This window comes from Moraxella cuniculi (assembly GCF_900637105.1).
Lineage (GTDB): Bacteria > Pseudomonadota > Gammaproteobacteria > Pseudomonadales > Moraxellaceae > Moraxella > Moraxella cuniculi.
Window position 1 is genome coordinate 1,163,336 of the sequence record NZ_LR134343.1, and the last position, 24,622, is coordinate 1,187,957.

Annotated in this window: 23 protein-coding genes, 1 tRNA gene, 1 other RNA gene and 1 pseudogene; 12 read left to right on the top strand and 14 right to left on the bottom strand. The window is 42.9% G+C overall.

The features are described from left to right. Positions 1–18 precede the first annotated feature (18 nt). The 4 genes from cydX to exaC all read left to right on the top strand — a co-directional run bounded on the left by cydX (position 19) and on the right by exaC (position 5,025). A complete protein-coding gene (gene cydX, locus EL162_RS05405) occupies positions 19–150 on the top strand; it encodes a cytochrome bd-I oxidase subunit CydX (RefSeq protein ID WP_076554392.1) in 132 nt (43 codons plus the stop codon). A gap of 226 nt (positions 151–376) precedes the next feature. Further along, on the top strand, positions 377–2,302 hold the full coding sequence (gene dsbD / locus EL162_RS05410) for a protein-disulfide reductase DsbD (RefSeq protein ID WP_126330633.1): 1,926 nt from the start codon (positions 377–379) through the stop codon (positions 2,300–2,302). A 78-nt stretch (positions 2,303–2,380) separates the two neighbouring features. After that, a complete protein-coding gene (locus tag EL162_RS05415) occupies positions 2,381–3,322 on the top strand; it encodes an EamA family transporter (RefSeq protein WP_197718962.1) in 942 nt (313 codons plus the stop codon). Between the two features lie 191 nt (positions 3,323–3,513). After that, the gene (exaC, locus tag EL162_RS05420; protein WP_126330635.1) at positions 3,514–5,025 is read left to right on the top strand and encodes an acetaldehyde dehydrogenase ExaC; all 1,512 of its coding nucleotides are present in this window, start codon (positions 3,514–3,516) and stop codon (positions 5,023–5,025) included. Between the two features lie 305 nt (positions 5,026–5,330). Here exaC and EL162_RS05425 read toward each other — a convergent pair whose 3' ends face one another. Beyond that, a complete protein-coding gene (locus tag EL162_RS05425) occupies positions 5,331–6,836 on the bottom strand; it encodes an alanine/glycine:cation symporter family protein (protein ID WP_126330637.1) in 1,506 nt (501 codons plus the stop codon). Between the two features lie 458 nt (positions 6,837–7,294). Between EL162_RS05425 and EL162_RS05430 the strand changes: the two genes are divergently transcribed. The 6 genes from EL162_RS05430 to zupT all read left to right on the top strand — a co-directional run bounded on the left by EL162_RS05430 (position 7,295) and on the right by zupT (position 11,364). After that, positions 7,295–7,924, top strand: a complete 630-nt coding sequence (locus EL162_RS05430; RefSeq protein WP_126330639.1) for a LemA family protein — start codon at positions 7,295–7,297, stop codon at positions 7,922–7,924. Positions 7,925–7,963: 39 nt separating this feature from the next. After that, positions 7,964–9,070 (top strand): TPM domain-containing protein, encoded by a 1,107-nt coding sequence (locus EL162_RS05435; RefSeq protein WP_126330641.1) that lies wholly within the window; start codon positions 7,964–7,966, stop codon positions 9,068–9,070. After that, a complete protein-coding gene (locus EL162_RS05440) occupies positions 9,070–9,588 on the top strand; it encodes a TPM domain-containing protein (RefSeq protein WP_126330643.1) in 519 nt (172 codons plus the stop codon). The genes EL162_RS05435 and EL162_RS05440 overlap by 1 nt, the downstream gene beginning before the upstream one ends. Before the next feature lie 275 nt (positions 9,589–9,863). Beyond that, on the top strand, positions 9,864–10,175 hold the full coding sequence (rplU, locus tag EL162_RS05445; protein ID WP_076554396.1) for a 50S ribosomal protein L21: 312 nt from the start codon (positions 9,864–9,866) through the stop codon (positions 10,173–10,175). Positions 10,176–10,226: 51 nt separating this feature from the next. After that, positions 10,227–10,484: a 50S ribosomal protein L27 gene (gene rpmA, locus EL162_RS05450; RefSeq protein ID WP_003659274.1), complete on the top strand. Its 258-nt coding sequence runs from the start codon at positions 10,227–10,229 to the stop codon at positions 10,482–10,484. 82 nt (positions 10,485–10,566) lie between these two features. Next, positions 10,567–11,364, top strand: coding sequence for a zinc transporter ZupT (gene zupT, locus EL162_RS05455; RefSeq protein ID WP_076554397.1), 798 nt, complete (start codon positions 10,567–10,569; stop codon positions 11,362–11,364). 39 nt (positions 11,365–11,403) lie between these two features. On the opposite strand, the gene EL162_RS05460 is transcribed toward zupT, so the two are convergent. The 3 genes from EL162_RS05460 to EL162_RS05470 form a co-directional block, all read right to left on the bottom strand. Beyond that, positions 11,404–12,033: a DUF2057 family protein gene (locus EL162_RS05460; RefSeq protein WP_126330645.1), complete on the bottom strand. Its 630-nt coding sequence runs from the start codon at positions 12,031–12,033 to the stop codon at positions 11,404–11,406. 39 nt (positions 12,034–12,072) lie between these two features. Beyond that, positions 12,073–12,858 (bottom strand): DnaA ATPase domain-containing protein, encoded by a 786-nt coding sequence (locus tag EL162_RS05465; RefSeq protein WP_126330647.1) that lies wholly within the window; start codon positions 12,856–12,858, stop codon positions 12,073–12,075. A gap of 187 nt (positions 12,859–13,045) precedes the next feature. Next, positions 13,046–14,152, bottom strand: coding sequence for an AI-2E family transporter (locus EL162_RS05470; RefSeq protein WP_076554499.1), 1,107 nt, complete (start codon positions 14,150–14,152; stop codon positions 13,046–13,048). A 247-nt stretch (positions 14,153–14,399) separates the two neighbouring features. Between EL162_RS05470 and purM the strand changes: the two genes are divergently transcribed. Together purM and purN are read left to right on the top strand one after the other, a co-directional pair. Next, on the top strand, positions 14,400–15,443 hold the full coding sequence (gene purM / locus EL162_RS05475) for a phosphoribosylformylglycinamidine cyclo-ligase (RefSeq protein WP_126330649.1): 1,044 nt from the start codon (positions 14,400–14,402) through the stop codon (positions 15,441–15,443). Then, positions 15,443–16,108, top strand: coding sequence for a phosphoribosylglycinamide formyltransferase (gene purN, locus EL162_RS05480; protein WP_126330651.1), 666 nt, complete (start codon positions 15,443–15,445; stop codon positions 16,106–16,108). The genes purM and purN overlap by 1 nt, the downstream gene beginning before the upstream one ends. A gap of 351 nt (positions 16,109–16,459) precedes the next feature. On the opposite strand, the gene EL162_RS05485 is transcribed toward purN, so the two are convergent. The 10 genes and pseudogenes from EL162_RS05485 to EL162_RS10360 form a co-directional block, all read right to left on the bottom strand. Beyond that, positions 16,460–16,535, bottom strand: a tRNA-Asn gene (locus EL162_RS05485). Between the two features lie 99 nt (positions 16,536–16,634). After that, positions 16,635–16,825: non-coding RNA, 6S RNA (ssrS, locus tag EL162_RS05490), on the bottom strand. Positions 16,826–16,992: 167 nt separating this feature from the next. Continuing rightward, positions 16,993–17,148 (bottom strand): 50S ribosomal protein L33, encoded by a 156-nt coding sequence (rpmG, locus tag EL162_RS05495; protein WP_003659281.1) that lies wholly within the window; start codon positions 17,146–17,148, stop codon positions 16,993–16,995. A 37-nt stretch (positions 17,149–17,185) separates the two neighbouring features. Next, on the bottom strand, positions 17,186–17,422 hold the full coding sequence (gene rpmB, locus EL162_RS05500) for a 50S ribosomal protein L28 (protein ID WP_076554403.1): 237 nt from the start codon (positions 17,420–17,422) through the stop codon (positions 17,186–17,188). Positions 17,423–17,679: 257 nt separating this feature from the next. Beyond that, complete coding sequence (locus EL162_RS05505; protein ID WP_126330653.1) at positions 17,680–18,027, bottom strand: HopJ type III effector protein; 348 nt, start codon at positions 18,025–18,027, stop codon at positions 17,680–17,682. 102 nt (positions 18,028–18,129) lie between these two features. Beyond that, positions 18,130–18,297, bottom strand: a pseudogene (gene csrA / locus EL162_RS05510) (carbon storage regulator CsrA); the annotation flags it as partial. A gap of 249 nt (positions 18,298–18,546) precedes the next feature. Beyond that, the gene (locus EL162_RS05515) at positions 18,547–19,833 is read right to left on the bottom strand and encodes an aspartate kinase (protein WP_076554405.1); all 1,287 of its coding nucleotides are present in this window, start codon (positions 19,831–19,833) and stop codon (positions 18,547–18,549) included. Positions 19,834–20,048: 215 nt separating this feature from the next. Further along, positions 20,049–22,811 (bottom strand): DEAD/DEAH box helicase family protein, encoded by a 2,763-nt coding sequence (locus tag EL162_RS05520; RefSeq protein ID WP_126330655.1) that lies wholly within the window; start codon positions 22,809–22,811, stop codon positions 20,049–20,051. 2 nt (positions 22,812–22,813) lie between these two features. Next, complete coding sequence (locus EL162_RS05525; protein ID WP_259772307.1) at positions 22,814–24,226, bottom strand: site-specific DNA-methyltransferase; 1,413 nt, start codon at positions 24,224–24,226, stop codon at positions 22,814–22,816. Next, complete coding sequence (locus tag EL162_RS10360) at positions 24,211–24,582, bottom strand: PT domain-containing protein (RefSeq protein WP_227543379.1); 372 nt, start codon at positions 24,580–24,582, stop codon at positions 24,211–24,213. The genes EL162_RS05525 and EL162_RS10360 overlap by 16 nt, the downstream gene beginning before the upstream one ends. Positions 24,583–24,622 lie beyond the last annotated feature (40 nt).

Below are 24,622 nucleotides of genomic sequence, written 5' to 3' on the forward strand. Positions count from 1 at the left end.
GAACAACTGGAGAGGATTATGTGGTATTTTGCGTGGATTTTGGGGTTGGGCTTTGCAGTATTGCTTGCGATTTTGAGTGCGGTTTGGGTGGAGTTTGAGGACAGTCGTAATGATGCCTTTGCCAAAAAATCCACACAAGACGAGCCTTAAACACCAGCCATCTTGCATTTGTAAGGTGGCTTTGTTGTGCTTTGATTGTTGGCATAAACACAGCACCCAAGGCAAGTTTGCCAATCTTTGCGTGCAATGACTAATAGATGGATTGTTGATTGCAAAAATTGTGTAATATCTATGTGCTAAAATAAACCATTTTGGCAAAATTGGGCGATTGGTCGCGTGGCTTTTTGGCAGTGCAGTAGGTAAATTTGGGTTTGTTATGTCTGTATCAAAAAATTGGCTAAAATCATTCTTGCTTATCGGCGTGCTTGGCGGTGCGGTGGTTTATCCATCACCATCGCTGGCGACGGATTTGTCATCATTGTTTGGCAAAATAAAAAACGAGCCAAAATTTCTGCCCGTTACCGAAGCCTTTAATGTGCAGGCTGTACAGCTTGATGATGAGCTGGTACTGACATTTCGCGTGCGTTCTGGTTATTATTTGTACAAACAGCGTTTATCGCTTGACTTGCCACCACAAATCACCGCTGGCGAATGGACTTTTGACAAAGAGCCAATCATCATTGACGACCCAAATTTTGGTACAGTGCCAGTTTTTGATGGCGATGTTGTAGCACGCATAAAACTAACCAGCATGGCAGCGGTGGATAATCAATCAATCGGTATCCGCTGGCAGGGTTGTGCCAAAGCAGGGCTGTGTTATCCGCCAGAATTGATTGCCTTGCCTGTCAGTCTGCCAGCAAGTGATGCACCAACGCGAGCGAAGCAGCCTGCCTTGCCACCAAAGACACAAAGCCAATCAACCATCACCTCACCCAATCAGCCCACGCCACCTGCCGTGAGCATACCGCCAGCTGCCGACAATCTGGGCGATAATCAATCTATAAATAATCAGCTTGACGACCAAACTGCCGTGCAGGACAGTCAGACGGCAAAATATCCACTCAATCATCGCCTGCCCGATGACAGTAACAGTGATGATAAGTCGCCCTTGCTGATGATTGCCTTGTTGTTTTTGGCAGGGCTGTTACTGGCATTTACGCCGTGTATTTATCCGATGTTGCCGATTGTCGCCAATATTGTTGCTAGGCAGCACGCCAAAGCCAATGCAAAATACGGCTTTATCTTGTCTTTATCCTACGCTTTTGGCGTGGCAAGTGCTTATGGCATTTTGGGGGTGTTGATTGCATGGTTTGGGCAAGCCCTCGGCATTGGCTCTTGGCTACAACGCACCGAAGTGCTGATTGTTGCGGTGATGTTGTTTGTTATTTTTGCATTGATGATGTTTGGTTGGCTGCAATTTCGCTTGCCTGCCAGCATTGCCAATAAACTAACCAACAATGCTCGCTGGGCGGACAGATGGCTTGGCACGGTCGGCGGCAGTTATTTGTCAGGTTTGCTGTCGGCATTGGTGGTGTCGCCTTGTGTGTCGGCACCGATGGCAGGGGCATTGACGATGGTGGCTGCCAATGGCAATCTGCTTTTTGGTTTTGTGGCATTATTCGCCCTAGGTTTTGGGTTGTCGATACCGCTGATTATTGTTGGCTCGCTACAGGGCAAATGGCTACCAAAGGCAGGTGCGTGGATGCAGCATATTCGCACGCTGGGTGGGTTTTTGTTGCTTGGCGTGGCGTTATTTTTGACCGAACGCTTGCTGGTATCGCCATCAATGTTGCTGCTATGGGCGATATGGTTTGTTGCCTTGGCGATTTGGCTTGTGATTGCCCTTGGTTCATGGCGGCGATTGTTGGCGGTTGTTCCTATGGCTTGGGCAGGATTGCTGATTTATGGTGCAACGCTGGGTGCGATAGATGCGTGGCGACCTTGGCAAAAGCCAGTGCAGACAGCGGTTGCCAATCAAGATATCAGGGTGTACGATTTGGCAGAGCTTGATAAAATTTTGGCAAGCCATGACAAAGTTCTGGTGGATGTTACCGCTGATTGGTGCGTGCAATGTCGCGTGATGGAGCGAACTTTGTTTACCAATCGTCCTGATGAGCTTGCCAGCTATCAAGTGGTCAAACTTGACATTACCAAAACCAATGAGCAAAGCCAAGCGATTTTGGCACGCTATCAGTTGTTTGGTCCGCCTGCATTGCTGATTTATAAGCAAGGCACCTTGCAAGAAATCTTACTTGGCACAACACAGCCAGAGGTCTTTAAAGCCACTTTGGCAAAATATTAAACTGCAACTGGTCGGTTTTGATAAGCATGGTACGCCAAGTGAAGTTGTTTGTAGTTTTGCTAATCACTTGGTGTATTTATGCTGTGCAACAGAACCTTGCAATATTTATCAAAGATGAGCATGAACAAAGACAAACTTGATGCCAAAGCGTGGCTTTTGGGGTTATTTACCACGACATTATGGGGCATGAATTTTTTGGTGATAGATTTGGGCTTGCGTCAGCTTGACCCATTTTTATTGACCTTTTTGCGTTTCTTTTTTTGTGCTGTGCCTTTGGTATTTTTTATCAAAAAGCCACAAGGCATCTCTTGGGCGGTGCTATTTTTGTATGGCAGTTTATTTGCCTGTGGTCTGTGGTGGGTGGTGAATTTTGCTATTCATCAGGGCTTATCGGTGGGGCTGTCGGCGTTATTTTTACAGTTCAGTGCGTTTTTTACCATCATATTGGGCGTAATGTTGTTTAAAGAGCGTATCAATCGCATTCAAATCACTGGTATGGTACTCGCCTTTTTTGGGCTTGTCTTTTTGATTTATCATAAAAATACCGCAAGTACGCTACAGGGCATTGGGCTAATTTTGTTGGCAGCGTTGGCGTGGGCGGTGTGTAATAGCATTATCAAACGCTACAAGCCAAGCGATATGATTGCTTTTATTGTGTGGTCAAGCCTTTGTTCCTTGCCTGCTTTGTTTGTGATGACGCTGTGGGTGAAGGGGGTGGATTTATTCATCAATCTGCCCAGCCAAATGAATGCCGAAGCATGGTTCTCGGTGTTGTTTCAGGCTTATATCACGACCATTGTTGGCTATATGATTTGGAATAATTTGATGCGACAATATCCTGTATCGCAGGTGGCACCGCTGTCTTTGATTGTGCCGATTGTCGGTGCGGTGTCATCATACTTACTGCTTAATGAGCCGATGGATATGATAAAAGTTACTGCAATCATCATCGTGCTTTTAGGCTTGGGTATTTTTATGAATGCTAATAAAATAAAACAAAAATCAGCTGGCTTATCTTAAAAATTACCAAAACAAAGCTGGGTCGGTACACGCAATTTGCATCTGTATAAAATCACACAATTGTATCTTAAAGGCAAGCGATTGCAAAATGGACTTGATTATTGAATAAAAAACAGGCATGATAATCTTACCGAGTAAATTTGTTCACTGAATTGCTCGGTGCTTTTCACTTAAAGACAAAGGAGTTGTTTATGCGTTATGCAAACCCAAATACCGAAGGCAGTAAAGTTTCATTCAAGCCTGCATACGATAATTTCATTGGTGGCGAGTGGGTTGCACCTGCTGATGGCGAGTATTTTGATGATATTTCGCCCGTTGATGGCAAGGCATTTGCCAAAGTCGCCAGATCAAACGACAAAGATCTCAAACTTGCCCTAGATGCAGCACACGCTGCCAAAGAATCATGGGGCAAAACCTCGCCTACAGAGCGATCTAATATTTTGTTAAAAATCGCCGACCGCCTAGAGGAGAATTTGGAGCTTTTGGCGGTGGCTGAAACATGGGAAAATGGCAAACCTATCCGTGAAACGCTGGCCGCTGATATTCCGCTTGCCATTGATCATTTTCGCTATTTTGCTGGCTGTATCCGAGCCCAAGAAGGTGGCATTTCACCAATTGACGAAGATACCGTTGCTTATCATTTTCATGAGCCAATTGGCGTGGTTGGGCAGATTATTCCGTGGAATTTCCCCATCTTGATGGCGGCATGGAAAATCGCACCAGCACTGGCAGCGGGCAACTGTATTGTGCTAAAACCTGCCGAGCAAACGCCTGTGAGTATCATGGTGCTTATTGAACTGATTGAGGATTTGTTGCCAAAAGGCGTGCTAAATGTCATCAATGGCTTTGGTGCAGAAGTAGGGCAGGCGTTGGCAACCAGTCCACGCATTGACAAGGTTGCATTCACAGGCTCAACCGAAGTTGGGCAAAAAATCATGCAATTTGCTTCCGAAAACATCATTCCTGTAACACTGGAATTGGGCGGCAAATCACCCAATATTTTCTTTGCTGATGTGATGGATAAAGATGATGAATTCTTGGATAAGGCACTGGAAGGTTTTGCGATGTTTGCCCTAAACCAAGGCGAGGTCTGCACTTGTCCATCTCGTGCTTTGGTGCATGAGAGCATCGCCGAAGCCTTTTTGAAAAAGGCGGTTGAGCGTGTACGCACAATTAAAACAGGACACCCTTTAGATACCGAGACCATGATTGGAGCACAGGCATCAAAAGAGCAGCAAGATAAAATCTTGGGCTGTATTGCCAAGGGCAAATCCGAAGGAGCGGCCGTCTTGACAGGCGGTGAGGCACGCAGTGAGGTGGACGGTGGTTTTTATATTGAACCAACCATATTCAAGGGCGAAAATAGCATGGAAATTTTCCAAGAGGAAATTTTTGGCCCTGTGCTTGCTGTTACAACCTTCAAGGATTTTGATGAAGCCATCAGTATTGCCAACGATACCATGTATGGCTTGGGTGCAGGCGTGTGGAGCCGTGATGGCACAACCGCTTATCGTGCTGGACGAGCGATAAAGGCGGGTCGTGTCTGGACAAACTGCTACCACATTTATCCTGCCCATGCGGCATTTGGCGGCTACAAAAAATCAGGCATTGGGCGAGAAACGCACAAGATGATGCTCAACCATTATCAGCAAACCAAAAATCTGCTGGTAAGTTACTCGCCAAAAGCAATGGGCTTTTTCTAAGCTGTGATTGACTTGTAATGATAAAAACTTGGCTTGCATTGAGCCAAGTTTTTTGTTTTGATATACAACCTGCTGTGATGTTTGATAAACAAATGGCTTAAGCGGTGTTTTGGGTTTTAATCTGTCGTGGATAAAGTGGATTTATAAGAGTGGCTGCTCAAGGCTTAAAAATGGGATAAATATTTTTATTTTTCTTAATAATTCATATCAATAATTGTCATTATCCACTGGATTGGTGATTGGATTTTGGTGCGATAATTAGCATAAAAAACCCTGCAAAAATGCAGGGTTTTGGCTGTGTGAGCTTAGTCTTTTTTATTGATACGATTTTCCCAGAAAGTGGCATTTTTGATGCCAAGTTTGACAGGGTCAAAAGTATAATTGCTCACACCAGCTTTTTTCTGGGCTTCATAATCTTTCAGTGCCAAGATGGCAGGTTTTGCCATAAAGAAGATGAGCAAGATACCAATAATGTTCAGCCAAGCCGTCAGACCAACGCCGATATCGCCAATGTTCCAGATATAACCTGCTGAATTAACCGCACCATAGGCAACAGCAAACATCAGAACGATTTTGATGGCAAATAACGCACCTGTGGTTTTCATTGAGCGAGTCAAATACGCCACATTGGTTTCGGCAATGTAGTAATACGCCATGATGGTGGTAAATGAGAAGAAAAATACCGCAACCGCCACAAAAATACTACCAAAACTGCCAAACACGCTAGAAACGGCCATTTGGGTGAAAGCAGGTGTTGAAATCATCGCAGAGCTAACATCGATGTTTTGGACAATCCAAGAACCCTCAGGCAGTGTGCCTTGGATATTGTACATGCCAGTCATCAAAATCATAAAGGCGGTTGCCGAGCAGACGAACAAAGTGTCAATATATACAGAAAATGCTTGCACGATGCCTTGTTGGGCAGGGTGCTGTACTTCTGCAGCTGCGGCATGGTGAGGGCCTGTACCTTGACCTGCTTCGTTAGAATATACACCACGCTTGATACCCCAGCCGATGGCTGCACCAAAGCCTGCTTGAGCGGTGAAGGCATCACCAACAATTAGGCTGATGACCTCAGGTAATTTGTTGATATTAAACAAAATAATCAATACCGCCATGATGATATAGCCAAGTGCCATAAATGGTACGACAAATTCAGCCACGCGTGCGATGCGTTTGATACCGCCAAAGATAATCAGACCTAGAATTGATACAACCACAAGGGTAACAATCAGGGCATTCATACCAACCTCGCCAAAGACGGTATTAACCATCTCGCCTGGGCCTGTCAGACCAACGATGGCATTGACAACGCCATTGGCTTGTACGCCTGGCAAGAACAATCCGCAAGAAATGATGAACGATAGGGCGACCAAAATGCCATAGAATTTCCCAAAAGCACCACCAAAAAACTTATCAAAATAATAAGCGGGGCCACCACGATATTGTCCACGGTCATTTTCTTTGTAGATTTGACCAAGTGTGGACTCAACATAGGCGGTTGAAGCACCCAAAAATGCCACAATCCACATCCAAAATACCGCACCGGGACCACCAAAACCAATCGCTGCTGCAACCCCTGCGATATTGCCCATACCGACACGCCCAGCAACCGCAACGGTCAGTGCCTGAAATGAGCTGATACCCTCTGGTGATTCATTGCGAGCAAACAGCAAGCGAATCATTTCTTTAAAATGACGCACCTGCATCAATCGTGTCAAAATACTATAAAATAAGCCTGCTGCCAAGCACAAATAAATCAGTGCAGGACTCCAAATAACGCCATTGATGGCATCAATCATTTGTTCCATAGTGTAAATTCCTTTACCATACCCCAAAGGGTTTACTGTATAAACATCATCACCGCTCTTTTGGCGATGGCGATGAGTTGCTTTACTCAAATCGGATACAAAATTGCTACAACCATTGGCATCCGAGCAATATATCCACTTGATAGTTGCAATTTGCCACAAAATTTCTCTAAAATCTAGCAAAAAATGCAATTTTTCGTAAAATTTTATGAATTTTGCCAGATTTTGTTGATTTTTTGATTTTCAGAAGCCAAATAAAGCCTAATTTTGGCTAATTTGACAAGCCCAAAGGTGATTTGCTTGTGAATTTTGTCTAAATTTGGTAAGTGTTGATTGAAAAATCCAAGCAAAGGCGGTATGTTATGGCATGATAAGCCAAGGCTTTGATTATTTATTGTTTTGTGATGTATTGGCAGGTTTTGCATTAACCGTTATTAACCTGCGTTTTGGGAGTGATTATGAAATTTGATAGCAAAAAGCATTTGATTTTGCCAGCTTTGTTGGCGACAACTTTGACAATGTCAGGCTGTGGGTACAACACTTTGCAAGCCCAAGATGAGCAGACGGCTGCCGCTTGGTCAGAGGTGGTGAACCAGTACCAACGCCGTGCTGATTTGGTGCCTAATTTGGTGCAAGTGGTTGAGCGTTATGCTTCGCATGAGCAGGCAGTGTTTGGTGAGGTTGCCGAAGCCAGAGCCAAAGTGGGCAGTGTGCAACTGACTCCAGAGCTGCTTAATGACCCACAAGCCATGCAGCAGTATCAGCAAGCACAAGGGCAGATGACCTCTGCATTGTCTCGCTTGATGATGGTCTCGGAGCGTTATCCAGAGCTAAAAGCAGATGCTTTGTTCCAAGATTTGCAAGCCCAATTAGAAGGAACAGAAAACCGCATCACTGTGGCACGCAATCGCTACATTGAGGAAGTTCGCAGTTATAACACAACCGTGCGACAATTTCCAACCAACTTGACCGCCAAAGTATTTGGTATGCAGCCTAAGCCGAACTTCACTGTTGATAATGAGGTGGCTATTGCAACCGCACCGCAGGTAAATTTTGGTGGCAATAATACAAGCAATGATGGTAAATAATCATATATGCTAAATTTGCTAACAAAAAATGCAACAGCCATGACAGATGATAATGTGGCTGCCCATTGGCTTACCAAAGGGTGCTTGTGGCTGCTTATTATCTGGGTGCTGACGGTGCAGTTTGGGCTACAGGCTTTGGCAAATACCGAAAGCTCATACACATCAGCCCAAGAAGATGAGCTTGCTGCCTTGGTGCTGGCCACCAAGCAAGGTGAACAAGATTCGGTGCTGGGTGAACTTGAGCAATCGGTCGGTGAGTTTGTTAATCAACAAGACAGTTCCGCCAATCCGCCAGAGCCTAAGCAGACAAAAACATCGCAGGCAGCTGCCGTTACGCATGATAAACTTATCCTAAACAGCCCTGTGGTTGATGCTGCTGGTATTTTAAGTGCTGACGAAAAGCAGCAACTTAGCTTGCAATTGCAAAAAATCTATCAAGATGGTTTGGCACAGGCGGCATTGGTAATTGTGCCAACGACCAATGGCATGAGTATTTTTGATTATGCAATGGCGGTGGCAAATCGCTGGCAACTGGGGCGTGCTGATACAGATGATGGCTTGCTGATTGCTGTAGCAATCAATGATAGAAATTTGTATATCTTAACAGGCTATGGACTGGAGGGTGTGCTGCCTGACGCTGCCGTCAAACGCATTATTCGTGAGCAAATTACCCCAAACTTTAAGCAATCGGCATATGCACAAGGTTTGTCAGCAGCCATCGCAAAGATTGACGAGCGTTTGCGTAGCGATCCTGAGACATTGGCACGAGCTGATGCTGCTGCAAGCAATGCAACCGATGAGGCTGTTGGTATTGATATTATTGGCTTGTTTATCATTGCCTTGGTGCTTGGGTCATTTTTGCGAGTGATATTGGGACGACTCATTGGGTCGTTATTGGGTGCTGCTGGTTTTGCTACTGTTGCTGTCATTGGTGGTGCTAATTTAATCATCGCTGTTGCTGCTGCTTTTGTGCTGCTGATATTATTGCTATTACAAGGCGTCATACCGCTTGGCATGGGCAATCATCGCTCGGGCGGCTTTGGCGGTGGTTTTGGCGGAGGCGGATTTGGCAGTGGTGGCAGTTTCGGTGGTTTTGGCGGAGGCGGTGGCAGCTTTGGCGGTGGTGGTGCAGGAGGGTCTTGGTAATGCAGCTTATTCAATCAACAAAAAGTGTGGCACGGCTGTGTCGTCAGTTAATCCATGTGCCACCACTGCACAATCGCTGGCTAACTGCCGAAACCAAACAACAACTCAGCCAAAGCATTGCAACAGCCGAGCTTGGGCATCGTGGCGAGATTTATTTGATTGTTGAAAATCATCTGCCCATTGCCACCGCCTATCATCAGGATTGTCGCGAGCGTGCCTTGCACTTATTTGCCACGCATAGGGTTTGGGATACCGAGCAAAACACGGGTGTGCTGATTTATTTGAATTTATGCGAGCATAATCTTGAGATTATTGCTGATCGTGGCATTGACCAAAAGGCACATGATAACTGCTGGCAGCAGCTATGCCAGCAGACACTTGATTTGTTCAAACAGGGGCAAATGCAAACAGGGTTGGCTCGGCTGATTGAGCAAATTGGTAATTTGTTGCGAAAGCATTATCCAGACGATGATACAGCTGGCAATGAATTGCCCAATCAAGTGGTGTATTTGCGTTAGATCCAAGGGTTAAAAACAGGCTAAAAGCCACACGGCTTGTCTGAACTGGCTTGCTGTTTGGTTTGGTAGGATAGATAAGGTCAGTGTTGGCATTGGCTGGCGGTATGATCAATTGACTTAAGCAAACTACTGTTTTGCCAAAAAATTATAAATTTCCCTTGTTTTTTTGCACAAAATTTTGTATAATTTCGGCTTATTTTATATCCTTGTCGTGTTCGTCATCAAGTGCTGTCAAAGGGATAGCCACGACACACAGGTTTTTGTGGAGAACTAAGATGTACGCAGTAATCAAAAGTGGCGGTAAGCAACACCGTGTCAGCGTTGGCGAGACTTTGAAAGTTGAGCTACTAAAAGCCAATGTCGGCGATACGCTAAAAATCGAAGATGTGCTGATGGTGGTTAATGGTGCTGATATTAAAATCGGTGAGCCACTCGTTGCTGGTGCCAGTGTAGAAGCTGAAGTGGTTAGCCATGGTCGTGGCAAAAAGGTGCGTATCGTTAAGCATCGTCGCCGCAAGCACTATCACAAAGAGCAAGGCCATCGCCAATGGTTCACTGAACTAAATATCAAAGCCATTAACGCTTAATTCACTTTTATATTTTGATACCATTGTGGTATTCTTACAGGAGATATTCTCATGGCACATAAAAAAGCCGCAGGTTCTACTCGTAACGGTCGTGATTCTAACCCAAAAATGCTTGGCGTAAAAGTATTTGGCGGTCAAGATGTTGTTGCTGGTAACATCATCGTGCGTCAGCGTGGTACCGAATTCCATGCAGGCGAGGGTGTTGGCATGGGTCGTGATCACACGCTATTTGCCTTGACCGAAGGTGTGGTAAAGTTTGAAACCAAAGGTCAGTTTAACCGTCGCTATGTTTCTGTTTTGGCAAAATAATTTTTGCTGACAGTCTTACAGTCAAAGACTCATCGTGTATTCATGATGGGTCTTTTTGAGTTTAATAAATCTTAAGAATATTATGATTGATAATGTTTTGCTGGCTTTTTTGATTACTTGTGCTGCAGGCTTGGCAACTGTGCTGGGCAGCGTGCTGGTATTTTTCCAAAAAAGCCCAAGCCCTAGGGTGTTGGCTTTTGGACTTGCCTTTGCTGCAGGTGCAATGGTATTTGTTTCTTTGACAGAGATTTTTTCTAAGGCGGTGCAGAGCTTTACCACAGGTGGGCATTTGGGCTTTGTGTGGGCGACGGCGGCATTTTTGGCAGGTTTGCTTGCGATTTTGGCACTGGATCATCTGATTCCCAATCCGCACGAAACGCTTGATGTTAATGACCCAAGATTTCAGGATCAAAATCAAAGCTACCTAAAACGCATTGGCTTAATGTCAGCTTTTGCCATCACTGCACACAATTTCCCCGAGGGCTTGGCAACTTTTTTTGCAACGCTAGACAGTCCTACCATCGGGGCACCGCTGGCATTTGCCATCGCTGTGCATAATATTCCTGAGGGTATATCAATCGCCGCACCGATTTATTTTGCCACACAAAACAAACGGCTGACAGTGGTCGCCTGCTTGATTTCGGGCTTGGCAGAGCCGCTGGGTGCAGTGATGGGATATTTTATTTTGCGTCCATTTTTATCGCCAGATATTTTTGGTTGGGTGTTTGGCATGATTGCAGGCACGATGGTATTTTTGGCGATGGACGAACTATTGCCTGCAGCCAAGCGGTATTCTGCTGGGCATGAGACGGTCTATGGCTTGGTGGGTGGCATGGCGGTGATTTCTATCAGCTTGGCACTGTTTAGCATGCAGCAATGAACCAAAAAAAGCTCCATCATACATGGAGCTTTTGTTGATTTATTTTTGAATCCATTGGCGGATTTTTTCTCGTTCTTCTTCGCTGGCATTTAGCCATAGTTGCATAAAGCCGTCAAGATTGTCTTTGTTCGCTGTATTGGTTGTTTTTGGCGGTTGATTGATGGCAGCAATGGCTTGTTGGTTGCTATTTACTGCTTGATTATCACGACCAAACATATTACCAATAGCACCTGTGATGCCTGAGAGCAGTCCTGTGCGGCTCTGAGTAGTGCTTTCTTGGGCGATGATGTTGCCATTATGAGCGATTGCCAAGGTTGGAGCTTTGGCATATTCTTTGGCAGCGTTATAATTATTTGGCTGATTTGGCATAATGAGCTGATATTGTTGATTGTCCGCCAAATCTGCCGAAATGGTGATGTTGTCAGATTTTAGGTAGTCGTGGTCGCTGTTGCTGATGTCAAACAGTCTGTCATAGCGTGCGGTGATGACATGACGACCAGCTTCTAGGCTAAAAGTTTTTTGCAAAGGTTGCAAAAGTCCGTGTCGGATTTCTTGTCCATTAATGGCGGTAACTTTGATATTGTCATCAACCTGAAGTTCTACTTTGGCGATGGCGATATTGCTGGCTAGGGCGATGCCCAATACACTGGCGATGGTGATTTTTTTCATAATAATCCTTGTTGTGGTTGGTAAATAAAATATCGATTGTCAATACTCTGTAGTAACTACATTGTCGGCAATCTCAAGCATAAAAGTCTCACGCAGGATAATTTCTTTGGCCTCGTTGATGGTTTTTTTTGGGATTTGTACGCGTGATAATTTGGTAAATAAAGGCTTGATAAATTCCAAAACGCTGATGATGCCACCTGCATTATGAGGGCCTTCGATAACCAAATATTCAAAAATTTCTGCTGGCAGTCTCCAGTTTTTCTTTTTTAAGATGGTATTTATCAAGATGCGACGATCTTCGACATCGTTGTTATCAGGCAAGGTAAGCATGGGTGCCAGCGATAGGCGAGTCTGCAGGTCTAACAAGCTGATTTGTAATTCACGAGCTGGCATGGTGGCAAAATACAGAATCTGCTTGCGGTGTTCACGAATGCGATTGATGAGATGAAACAAGCCCTCTTGCCACTCTTGCTTGTGGCGTACCAATTGCAAATCATCAATAATAATCAAATCAAATAGCTCAAGACCAACAAGAGATTCGGCATGGGGATCTTGTTCTATGATTTCGCTTAAGTTTAGGTTGATGACCATCTTACCTGTATGTCGCGTGTATTCATTGTAGATGGCGTTTGCCAAATGTGTTTTGCCAAAACCGCGATCGCCAACTATAAATAATTCGTGCAGTTTGCCATCGCTTAGTTTGGTGATGGCCTCCAAAATTGGACGAAAACTTGCGGATTGAAAATCGCCCAAAGTGATCTCTGGGCGAAGATCAAGGTTAATAAGGTCAAAATTACTTGCAGAATCTTGTAGCGTTTTGCTCACGATTATTGCCCCAATTGTACGATAAATTATTCAAACATCACTGTTTGTGCCGTTGTTATTGTTGATTGAATTTTGTCTGTGCCGACAGTTTCTTGGGTATTGTGTTGATTATATATAGCACATATTGTATATTCCAATCAATAACTTTGTCAAATTTTATCGGTTTGTTGTGTTTTTGGGTGAAATATCATTCATCTTCCCACAGTGGTAACTGCCTTTGACCCTTGTGCCATTCACTGCCCAAATAAGCCTCATAGGCATAGTGAAATAGCACATTAATCACTGCCGAAACAGGCAGGGCGATAAGCATACCAACAAAGCCGAACAATGAAGCACCTGCCAGCACCGCAAAAATCACCCACAAAGGCGACAGACCGATTTTATCCCCCAAAAGCAGTGGTTGTAAAATATAACCCTCAACCGCTTGCCCAACCATAAATGCAGCAAAAATCAACCCCAAATAAACCCAGTCAAGCCCAAACTGGAATACCCCAGCAATCAACGCTGCAATGATGCCGATACCAAAGCCCAAATACGGCACAAAACTGGCAATACCTGCCATAATGCCGATAATCAGCCCCAGCTGCAAGCCAATCAATTGTAGCTGAATGGCATAAATCGCCCCCAGTAGCAACATGACCAGCAACTGACCTTTGGCAAAATTCATCAAAGCACGGTCGCAATCTTTGGCGATGCTAACAACTTTTTTGGTATAAGGTTTGGGTATGGCAATCCGCCAAGTTTCCAACCGTTTATCCCAGCCGAGCAAAAAATAAAAGGTCAAAATCGGCACCATAACCGCCAAGCCAATGTTATTGGCGGCAGACATACCAGAGGTGAAAATTTGTTTGATGATGCCTTGTGCGTCCGAAACTTGATAATTGTTTTGCAAATAGGCAATCGCCGAATTGGAAATCAAGTCAATATCCAGTGGCAGAAGTTGGTTGTCGGTATGCTGAGCAATCCATGCACGACCAGTGTCATTATACCAGCTGATAATCTGCGGCAGGGATTCCCACAGAAGCTGCAACTGAGCCCACAGCATTGGCACAAGCCAAATAATCAACGCCGCCGCGACAACGATACAGCTGATATACACCACCGAAATTGCCAAAATTCTCGGCATGACAATTGATAATTTGCTGACCGTGGGATTTAAAAAATAAGCCAAAATAAATGCAGCAACAAAGGGGGCGATGACACCCTTCATTAAAAACAACGCATAAACAAATATGCACAGTGCCACCAAAATAAATAAGCGGCGAAAAAATGGGTCAATTTTGTGTGGATACATGGCAGTGGCTAAAAATGGCAAATAAATATCTATTGTAGGCGATTTCTGTTGAATTTGCACCTGATTTTGTGTATTTTTTCTGTGCATTTGCTGACATGGGAAATTCGGGCAGCTTTGGTGAAATAATTTAGCCAATGATGATTTTTTCGCTGAAAATTTGGTATAATTAAGCAATTGATTGTGTATTTATGATTGATGATTTGACGATTAAATACTTTTTATTTTTCAAGATTGATAAGGGCAAAGCATGACCGAACAAACTTCATTAAGCTATAAAGATGCAGGTGTGGATATCGATGCAGGCGAAGCATTGGTTACACGCATTAAGTCAGTTGCCAAGGCAACCAGTCGTCCAGAGGTGTTGGGTGGATTGGGTGGTTTTGGGGCATTGTGCCGCATTCCAACAGGGTATAAATCACCGCTTTTGGTGTCGGGTACAGATGGGGTTGGTACAAAATTAAAATTGGCATTGCAGCTAAATCGCCATGAGACCATTGGACAAGATTTGGTGGCAATGTGTGTCAATGATTTGCTGGTCTGTGGTGCTGAGCCGTTGTTTTTCTTGGATTATTATGCCACAGGCAAACTTGATGTTGATACGGCAGCAACGGTCATTGCAGGCATTGGCGATGGCTGTAAATTGGCAAATTGTGCCTTGATTGGTGGCGAAACTGCCGAAATGCCGGGTATGTATCAAGACGAAGATTATGATTTGGCAGGTTTTTGTGTTGGTGTTGTTGAAGAATCTGAAGTCATCACAGGCGAACATGTGCAAAAGGGCGATGTGCTGCTTGCTTTGGCATCAAGCGGTGCCCATTCCAACGGCTATTCACTGATTCGTAAAGTACTTGAGCATACTGGGGTTGATGTGGCAACTTATCAGCTTGACGGTAAGTCGTTGGCAGATGTGCTGATGGCACCAACTCGCATTTATGTCAAATCAGTCAATGCCTTACAAAAAACCTTGGGCAATGCCAACATTCATGCGATGGCACATATCACAGGTGGTGGCTTGACGGAGAATTTGCCACGAGTATTGCCTGAGCAATTGGCAGCTCAAATTGACACAAAGAGCTGGCAGTTGCCAAGTGTATTCCAGTGGCTACAACAAGGCGGCAATATTGAAACTGCTGAGATGTATCGCACCTTCAACTGTGGCGTGGGTTTTGTTTTGGTTGTGCCTGCCGACAAAGCACAATTGGCACAGCAGGAACTTGCCAAGCACGGAGAGCAGGTCTGGCAGATTGGAGAGATTGTTGAGAGGGATAGCCAAGCTGTGGTGTATGTCTAATGCCAAATCAATCTCGCTTAAAAATTGCCGTTTTGGTTTCTGGCAGTGGCTCAAATTTGCAGGTAATGATTGATGCCATGCAAAATGGCTCGTTGCCCATTGAAATTGTCGGTGTCATCAGCAATCGCGAAGATGCTTATGCCGTCGTGCGTGCCAAGACGGCTGGCATCCATGTCAGTGTGTTATCGCACACCACAAGCGGTAAACGCATGAGTATCGCCACTTTTGAAAAACATGCCTTGGAGCAGCTAAACACATGGCAACCTGATTTGGTGGTGCTTGCAGGGTTTATGCGTGTGCTGTCGGCTGAATTTATCCATGCAGTATCATGCCCGATGATTAACCTGCACCCATCGCTCCTGCCAGATTATAAGGGATTAGATACGCATCATCGTGTGCTCCGAGCAGGTGAGGCTTATCATGGTTGTAGCGTGCATTTGGTTGTCCCTGAGCTAGATGCAGGGCAGGTGCTGACACAGGCTTGGTTGGCAATTTGCAGTGATGAAACAGCGGAGAGCTTGGCGTTGCGTGTTCAGAAGCTAGAGCATCAACTTGTACCGTTTACGCTGGAGCTAATCATCAAAGGCGTGTTAAATCTAGCCAAAATCCAAGCAGGGCAGACAGAGGGCTTTGTGCCATTGCCGTATCGTTTATGGTTGGATTGATAATCTTTGGCTTTGCTAATAAAACACCATCAAACTTCAGGTCTGATGGCGTTTTAATTTGTTGATAATTTGCACGCCTTGATTGGGTTTGGCATAGGCTGGGGGTTTGTGTGGTTGAAAAATTGTTCCGCGATAAATGAGCATTTGGCAAATCCAGCAGCAAGCATGGCGATAAAATTGTACTTAATTTGGTCGATTATGTGAATCTTTGATGACTTGGCTGTTTTGTCCGTTGTGTCAAGTTTCAAAGATGGTGCATTATCCGCACCAAATTAGGCTGATAAACTTCCGTGAATAATGCGTTTTATAGATAAGCAAAAGCCCTTAGTTATAACTAAGGGCTTCTTAATATGGCTCCCCAACCTGGGCTCGAACCAGGGACACACGGATTAACAGTCCGATGCTCTACCGACTGAGCTATTGGGGAATGTCGGTATCTTTCGGCTTATTGCCTCAAGATGTGGCATATTATAGCAGGTTATTTTTTCTTGTCAAGCATTTTTTATAAAAAAATCTAAATTTTTATAAAAATACCAAAGTACCGCTACAAAGGGGAACCATGAACCGTGAAGTTCAGGGCGGATAAGAGTCATACTTATTACGGCTTCCTGATTCATCAGGCGATGCAGGCCTGCTCAACAAAGTATGTAACCCAAATCCTAAGATAAGATTATCGGCTCAGGAAATACGCTTTGCTGGCGAGTACTCCAGTGTTGTGTAGTATAGCAAATTTGGGAAAATTTTCAATAGAAAAAATGCCAAAAAATTCAGTAACTGATTGAATTTTCGGCAAAAATATTTTATTTTCTATAATAGGAATGGATTAAGAGCAGGCATAAAAATACCCATCATAATGCTGATGGGCATTAAGTAAAATTGCAAAATTATTTGATTTTTGCTTCTTTAAATAGCACATGCTGGCGAATTTTTGGGTCAAATTTTTTGATTTCCATTTTGCCAGGCATGGTGCGTTTGTTTTTGGTGGTGGTGTAAAAATAACCAGTACCAGCGGTAGAAACGAGTTTAATTTTATCTCTCATGATTGTATCCTTCTAAAACGATGTAATGTGTCAAATCTTAGATTTTTTGACCTTGTGCGCGTAGATCAGCAAGCACTTTGTCAATGCCATGCTTGTCAATGATACGCATACCTTTAGAAGAAACACGAAGACGCACAAAACGGTTTTCAGATTCTACCCAAAAACGATGGTTGTGTAGGTTTGGCAGAAAACGACGACGAGTTTTGTTGTTTGCGTGTGATACATTATTACCCACTTGTGGGCGTTTTCCAGTCACTTGACAGACTCGAGACATGGTGAACTCCTAATCTTGGTGGCACGGATATTGAGCGGTATCGGGTGTGCCAGTTGCTGCTAGGTGCTATTAATGCGGTATGGACACAGCACAGATAAGCAGAACTTATTCATGGTTAGGCCACTTATTTCTTACCGTTAAAGGCGACGACAATCAAGAAGTAGCAAAAAATTAAAGCCAAAATTATACATGAAAGAATTAAATTTGGCAAGAAATTTATCAGATGAACTGCATTTGGCGGTGCATCTGATGATGTATTACGCTTTTGGTGTCAGGGCATTTTTGGGCATGCCAATTCCTTGCCAACCGTAGTGTAGAAAATTGCGGATATTGGCATGATCACTGCCTTCAGGATTTGCCAAGACGGCACGATAATGCTCGGCAAAAAGCGATAGGGTGTCAAGCTGATTTAGCCCATGTAATTTGGCAAGGCTAAAGACTTTGGCACTGCCTTCATTGGTGCCAGCGGCGTTATTTAACTCGCCATTGCTAAAGCCGATTGGCGTGTAGTGATAATTTGTTTCAATAAAAGTTATCACATCGGCAAAGTTAAGGCGTTGATCGGCAACACCTGCCAAAATGCGTGAAATATCAGTCATTTGCATGAACCATCTAGTTTTTGATTATCGGTTGAAATAGTCATCATCATCAAAAGAGGGGGGTGCAAAATTACCACCTTGCTCCAAATGACTCATGTGCATTTGCATAGAGCGTTCGTGTTGAATGCGTTGATAGATTTCTTCGCGATGTACAGCGATATCTTTTGGGGCATTCACACCCAAACGAACTTGATTGCCCTTGACGCCCAAAACGGTAACGCTGACCTCATCGCCAATCATCAAGGTTTCGCCGACACGACGGGTTAAAATTAGCATAAGTTACTCCTTATTATGTGCCAATATGCGTTGTTGTTAGCCCGATGAGTCCATCTATTATGAGAGCATACTGGCGAGGTGATTGGGCAATGCCCAAAAAAATCTGCTCAATACAATATTATAAATCGCATTGAGCAGATTGTCAGCTGATTTTGCACAGACTTTGTTATTTTTTGTTTAACAAAATATATCAAGTGGCACCATCATCAGCCGATTGTGTAATTTATCTTAAAATTATTAAGGATAAAATTACAAGCCAGCCACTTTGCTTTCGCCATCTTGGCGATCCAGCCCAAAGGCAGTGTGTAGCTCTTTGACAGCTTTTTCAAGATGCTGCTCTTGGATTAATACCGATACTTTGATTTCGCTGGTTGAAATCATTTGCAGGTTGATGTTGTTGCTTGCCAAGGTATCAAACATTTTACTGGCGACCCCTGCGTGCGAACGCATACCCACGCCAACGATGGAAACCTTCACCACGTCGTCAGCACCTGAGATTTCGCTGGCACCGATGTCATCTTTGACACGCTCGTTGAGAATTTTTAGGGCTTTTTCATAATCGCCACGCTGAACGGTGAAACTAAAGTCAGTCAAGCCATCAACAGAGGCATTTTGGATAATCATATCAATGTCAATGTTGGCAGAGCTGACAGGGCTTAAGATGGCTGAGGCAATACCAGGGCGATCGGGTACGCCACGCACGACAATTTTTGCTTCATCACGGTTGAATGCGATACCAGAAATTACCGCTCTTTCCATATCATCTCCTTCGTCAATTGTAATCAAAGTGCCAACATTTTGTTTAAAATTATCATCAAAAACGCCATCTGCATTGTCATCAAAACTTGACAAAACTCGCAGTGGCACTTGGTATTTGCCCGCAAATTCAACCGAGCGAATTTGTAGGACTTTTGAGCCAAGACTTGCCATCTCAATCATCTCCTCAAAGGTGATTTTGTCAAGTTTTTTGGCTTTTGAGGTAACGCGTGGGTCAGTGGTATAGACGCCATCAACATCGGTGTAGATTTGGCATTCGTCAGCTTTTAGGGCGGCTGCCAAAGCAACGCCTGTGGTATCAGAGCCACCACGGCCTAAGGTGGTTACATCACCATGCTCGTCAATGCCCTGAAATCCTGCAACGACAACGACACGACCAGCATTTAGCTCATGAAAGATGGCATCGGTATCGATGCTTTGAATGCGTGCTTTGGTATGCGTATCATCGGTACGAATGGCAACCTGACCGCCTGTCATCGATTTGGCTTGTATGCCGATGGCTTGCAATGCCATTGACAATAGCGAGATAGAAACCTGCTCACCTGTGCAGACCATTTGATCGTATTCACGAGGGTCTGGGTCATTGGTAATTTCACGAGCGAGGCCAATCAAGCGATTGGTCTCACCGCTCATTGCCGAAACAACGACCACAACTTGATGACCGTTGTCATGCCAACGCTTGACACGAGCGGCGACATTTTTGATGCGGGTGATGTTACCCATCGAAGTCCCGCCGTATTTTTGAACAATTAATGCCATTTTGTTTCCTTAAATGAACCAATCACCCAAGATGATAAAAACCCCAACGATGAAGTTTGTAAAATAGATTGTCTAATTTTGCTGTTATGCTACAAAATTTAACTCTTGCGTATTGTAGCCCATGCGTTTGATAAGGGCAAGCGTTTTTGTGGTCAAGGGTGTACCATTGGCTGAAAAATCATAAAACAAATCAGCCAAGCGTCAATTATATCTTGTTATAATAGCTTGTCATGAAAGTCTTGTGCAAATTCGCTGTGTTTTTTAGTATCGCTATTAAAAAATTCAAAGCCTAAGCATTTAATTTCTTGATATTTGCCAAAATGATTACAATCAAATTCAATTTGGCTAAGATTTTCCAAATTTATCAAGGCTTGCTCTTTCCAGTCGTCTTTTTGTAATAAATGTCCGCCTTTGGGTTCAAACAGGCATTGATAATACATTTGTTTATTTTGTACATCATTGATTATCATCATATAATCAGGGCTAAATCGCCGACCATCTTCTATATTAAATAGATAATAATCCAATTCATTACGAATTAAATAAATCTCGGCATTTTTATAAGTTTGCTTTAATTTATCAATTTGACTGGCGATAAATTTTACAAAGCGTTTTTCTTCACTTGTGCCATAATTTTCGCTATAAGCATACCAATCGGCGGTATTAACAGCGTATTGTAAGTCGCTGTTGTCGTGGCTGGATTGAGCTTTTGCTCGTTCATCGGGTGCAATGAATGTTTTTTCGCCTTGTTCATTGATGGTTGGATACGCTACAAGATAAATGTTCTTTTGTTTTTGAAAAATGGCAGACAAAGGTTTTGGGGTAAATAAACTGCTACCTTTGACAATGGGCAGATATTTATCAATGGCTTTTCGCACCTCTGGCAAAATACTGCCAATCAGCATTTGTAGCTTTTCATGAGCGGACAAATCATCAATGTCTTTGCCTTGAACATGGCCATATTTGATATCATATTTAGGCAAATAAATATCAATCATCTCATCAATACTGCTTATACCAATGATATGTTTTTTTAGATTATTTAATCTAAAAAAACCGTTTTCTGCCAAAATCAATGCCTTATACAACAAATGCCTTGAAAAATATTTTGCACTGATTTTGATGGTTTTGTAGCTTAGGGTAGACAAGGCGGTGTTTTGCTTTTTGTCCGTCAATGTATGCGTATGCAATTTATAACTGCTGGCAATGATTTGTCTGTTAAAAGTCAAATCAATGTCGCTTTGTGTGTTTTTTGAGCGGAATTCTTGGCGATTGACCAGTACAAAGCCTTTTTGATAAGTTTGACTTTCTAAGAATTTGGGTTTTAAATGAATGGTGCGTTTTTCTACGCCTTCACTGATAATTCCCTCGCCAAGCAAATCTTTTTGTAAATTTTCCAAAAATGTCCCTGTTTTGACAAAATGATAATAAAAGGTTTCTAGCATTCGCCCATTATCATTTGGGTTTTGGTCAAATTTACGCTTAAATGGGTCGGTGCCATACGCATTATGACCGCTAAATAAATCATTGCGGTGATAACTTTTTGGCAATTGATAAGGGTAAAGTCTGGCTCCACGCCCAATCAGCTGAATGTCCTGCAAAGAGACTTTTTTACTTTCTGAAATGTCAAAATGGACAATGTCATATAGGCTCAACACATCCCAACCTTCGTTTAGGGCATTAACCGAAAATATCGCCCGAATGGTGTTTTTAGGGCTGTCAAGCAAGGGCAAAAGCTCGGCTTTTTCTTTGGTTTTGCTGTTATAAATTATGGTGTTGTTTTCAGAAAATCGCTCTTTGATATGAGCAATAAAAGCACCGAGTCCTGTGGTGTCTTGGGTGGTAGCAAGGTTGGCTTTGGCGGATTTTAACCAATAAAACATTTGGGCAATCATCAAGGATTGAGTGTCAAACAAATCCTTTTTTTCTTCTGCCATGCGTTCTAAGTGCTTTAAATCCTCTGCCCTAAGCGAGCTGATGACTTTGTGAAAAAACGCTCTGTCCTCCTCGCTTTGGGCGATTTTGACAGATTTAATCAGCACAACAGGGTTGATGGCCACGCCCATTTCTCGCTCAGCAAGCAGACGGCGGTATTCGCTCAATACCACTGCATTGACAATCAGTAGGCGTTTTTGGTCGGCAATTTGGGTTTCGTTATTGTATAAAAACGCCACTTGCTTGCTATAGCCATCTTTGTTAAATGCCAAAAAGTCGTATTTATAGACCAGTTTATCTTTATATTTTTTATGAATGTTTTCATTTTTTAAATCCACTGTGGCGGTAAATTCCAGCAGTAAATTTTTAGGATTGGCGTGCAACACCGATTGCACGGCTGTTTCCCAGTTGTTTTCGTCCGCCACTTCGGTTTTTTTCTTGGTATTGACATTGAGCCTGTGAGCTTCATCAGCAATAATAATGGTATCGTTTTTGACAAAATCCTCAGTACTAATGCTGTTTTCTTTGGGGTGATTGATACGCTCATACAACATTTGCGTACTAAAAAACATAAAGTTAATGCCTGATCGCTTACTGTCCTCAAAGCGTTCTATGGCTTTTGTTGGTGTGGTTTTGCCATTAAATTTAATTTGTTTTTTAAACAAATATTTATCAAAATTTGGGTCGGTAAAATTTGCCAACGCCTGCTGTTTGATTTGTACTTGATGCACCAAAAACACAAAATTACGATAACCCCATTCATATAAATACAGCACAATCGCCGCCATTGTCAGCGTTTTGCCTGTGCCTGTCGCCATATTAAATAAAATGTGTTTGGCTTTTTGCATTTCGCCACTTTCAAACAAATAAATAAAATGCTTGACCGCTTCTATTTGATAATCACGCAAGGTGCGTGATAGATTGTCTGTAATAAATGCAGGCATTTCAAAGTCAAGCGACCACTGTTGATAATCAGGGTCGTTTTTGATTTGATTAAACAAAAATTCGTTTAGCGTGTCTTTTAATTTTATCTTTTTTGTCATGATTATGCTCCATAAAACGCTTTTGATAAGGCTTTTTCGTCATCGCTTACTTTAAAGCGTGCATCATCCATATCGGCATAATTAAGATAAAGTTGATTTTCATCTAAGACATTTATTAAAATTTCTTTTCGCTCGTCTAGGCTGATTTGATTGTTATCGGCATCTTTTTTGTAGGCTTTTTGAAAATCATCTTTATCAAACCAAAATTTAAAAAACGCATTTTTTGCCATCTCGTTATAGACAGTATCTAGCTCGCCCATGGTTTTGGCATTTTGGATTTTTTCCATAAAATACAGATTGTATTTTTTAAGTTCAAAATACACAAATTCACCACCGCCTTGCCAATCTACCGCCTTTGAAATACCGCCTTGTTCGCCATTTAAGACATGAATCAGACGAGTAAGGGTAATATCCTCAATATAATCCATCTGTTCAATACCAATCCAACGGCGACCCATTTTATGAGCCACCGCACAAGTGGTTCCAGAGCCTAGGCAAAAATCCAAAACTATATCATTTTTATTGGTTGCAATATGAATAATTCTTTGTAATAATTTTTCAGGTTTTGGTGTATCAAAAACCGTTTTGCTATCAAATTCTTTTACTTCTTTTTTGGCATCTTGGTTATGTCCAACTTCGGTATATTTCCAAATAGTTAGTGGCGTAACTCCATCTTTAACTTCCGATAAAAATCTTTTTATGGCTGGAACATTATTGCCATCTTTTCCAAACCAAATACGGTTGTCAGCAACTAATTCTTCATAACCCTGTTTTGTTGTTCGCCAACTTGTGCCTTTTGGTGGATTGCAAATTCTACCATTTGGCGTAACTATGGTAAATAATCCAGATATCTGCTCATCTTTTCTTAATAAATCACCTGCCTTCCACAATCCCCTTGGATCATTATCAGGATTTTTGTAGCGTGCATTCATTTCATCAGTTCTTGGCAACAAATTTGGTCGCCAGTTTTCTTTATTTTTGGCAAAACAAATAATATGGTCATGATTATCACTAAACCATTTTGCGTCATTTTGTGGTGCGTACTTTTTCTCCCAAATTAAATTATTGACAAAATTCTCACGCCCAAAAACCTCGTCCATCAAAACCTTTAAATAAGCCTGTTCATTGTCATCAATAGAGACAAAAATCACCCCATCATCACGCAAAAGTTCTTTGGCGATTTCTAGGCGGTTTTTCATAAAAACAAGCCACGATGAATGATTGAAATTATCGTTGTATTTAAAGCTGTCCGAACCTGTGTTATAAGGCGGATCAATATAGATAAGTTTGACTTGACCTGCTAGGCGGTCTTTTAGAGAGTGTAGGGCAAGTAGATTGTTGCCTTTGATAAGGAGGTTTTGGGTAAGGTTGCCACTTTCATCAAAAAACGCTTGACTATTTAATGGGTTAGGCAAACAATGGTTGGTTGGTTGGTTGGTTGGTTGGTTGGTTGGTTGGTTGGTTGGTTGGTTGGTTGGTTGGTTGGTTGGTTGGTTGGTTGGTTGCCATCGTTGCGTGCAAAATGACGGTAATTTGTCAATACCTTTGGCTCAAAAAGCGTATCAATATCTCGTCCGTCCATCTCTAGGTGCAAAAAGCGTTCACTGCGTGCTGTATCCTCTTTATTCATGCCCGCCTCTAACACGGTATCTTTAAAAGGAAAATTTAACACCACATTGTCTTGATGGGCGATAAAGCCATCTTTGTTGGTCAGTCCGATTTTGTTGCTGTGGGTGGTATAGCGACCCTTTTCAAAAGTGTTGTTTGCCATAATTTTACTCGCTGGATAAATAAAACCGATATAAATAAGG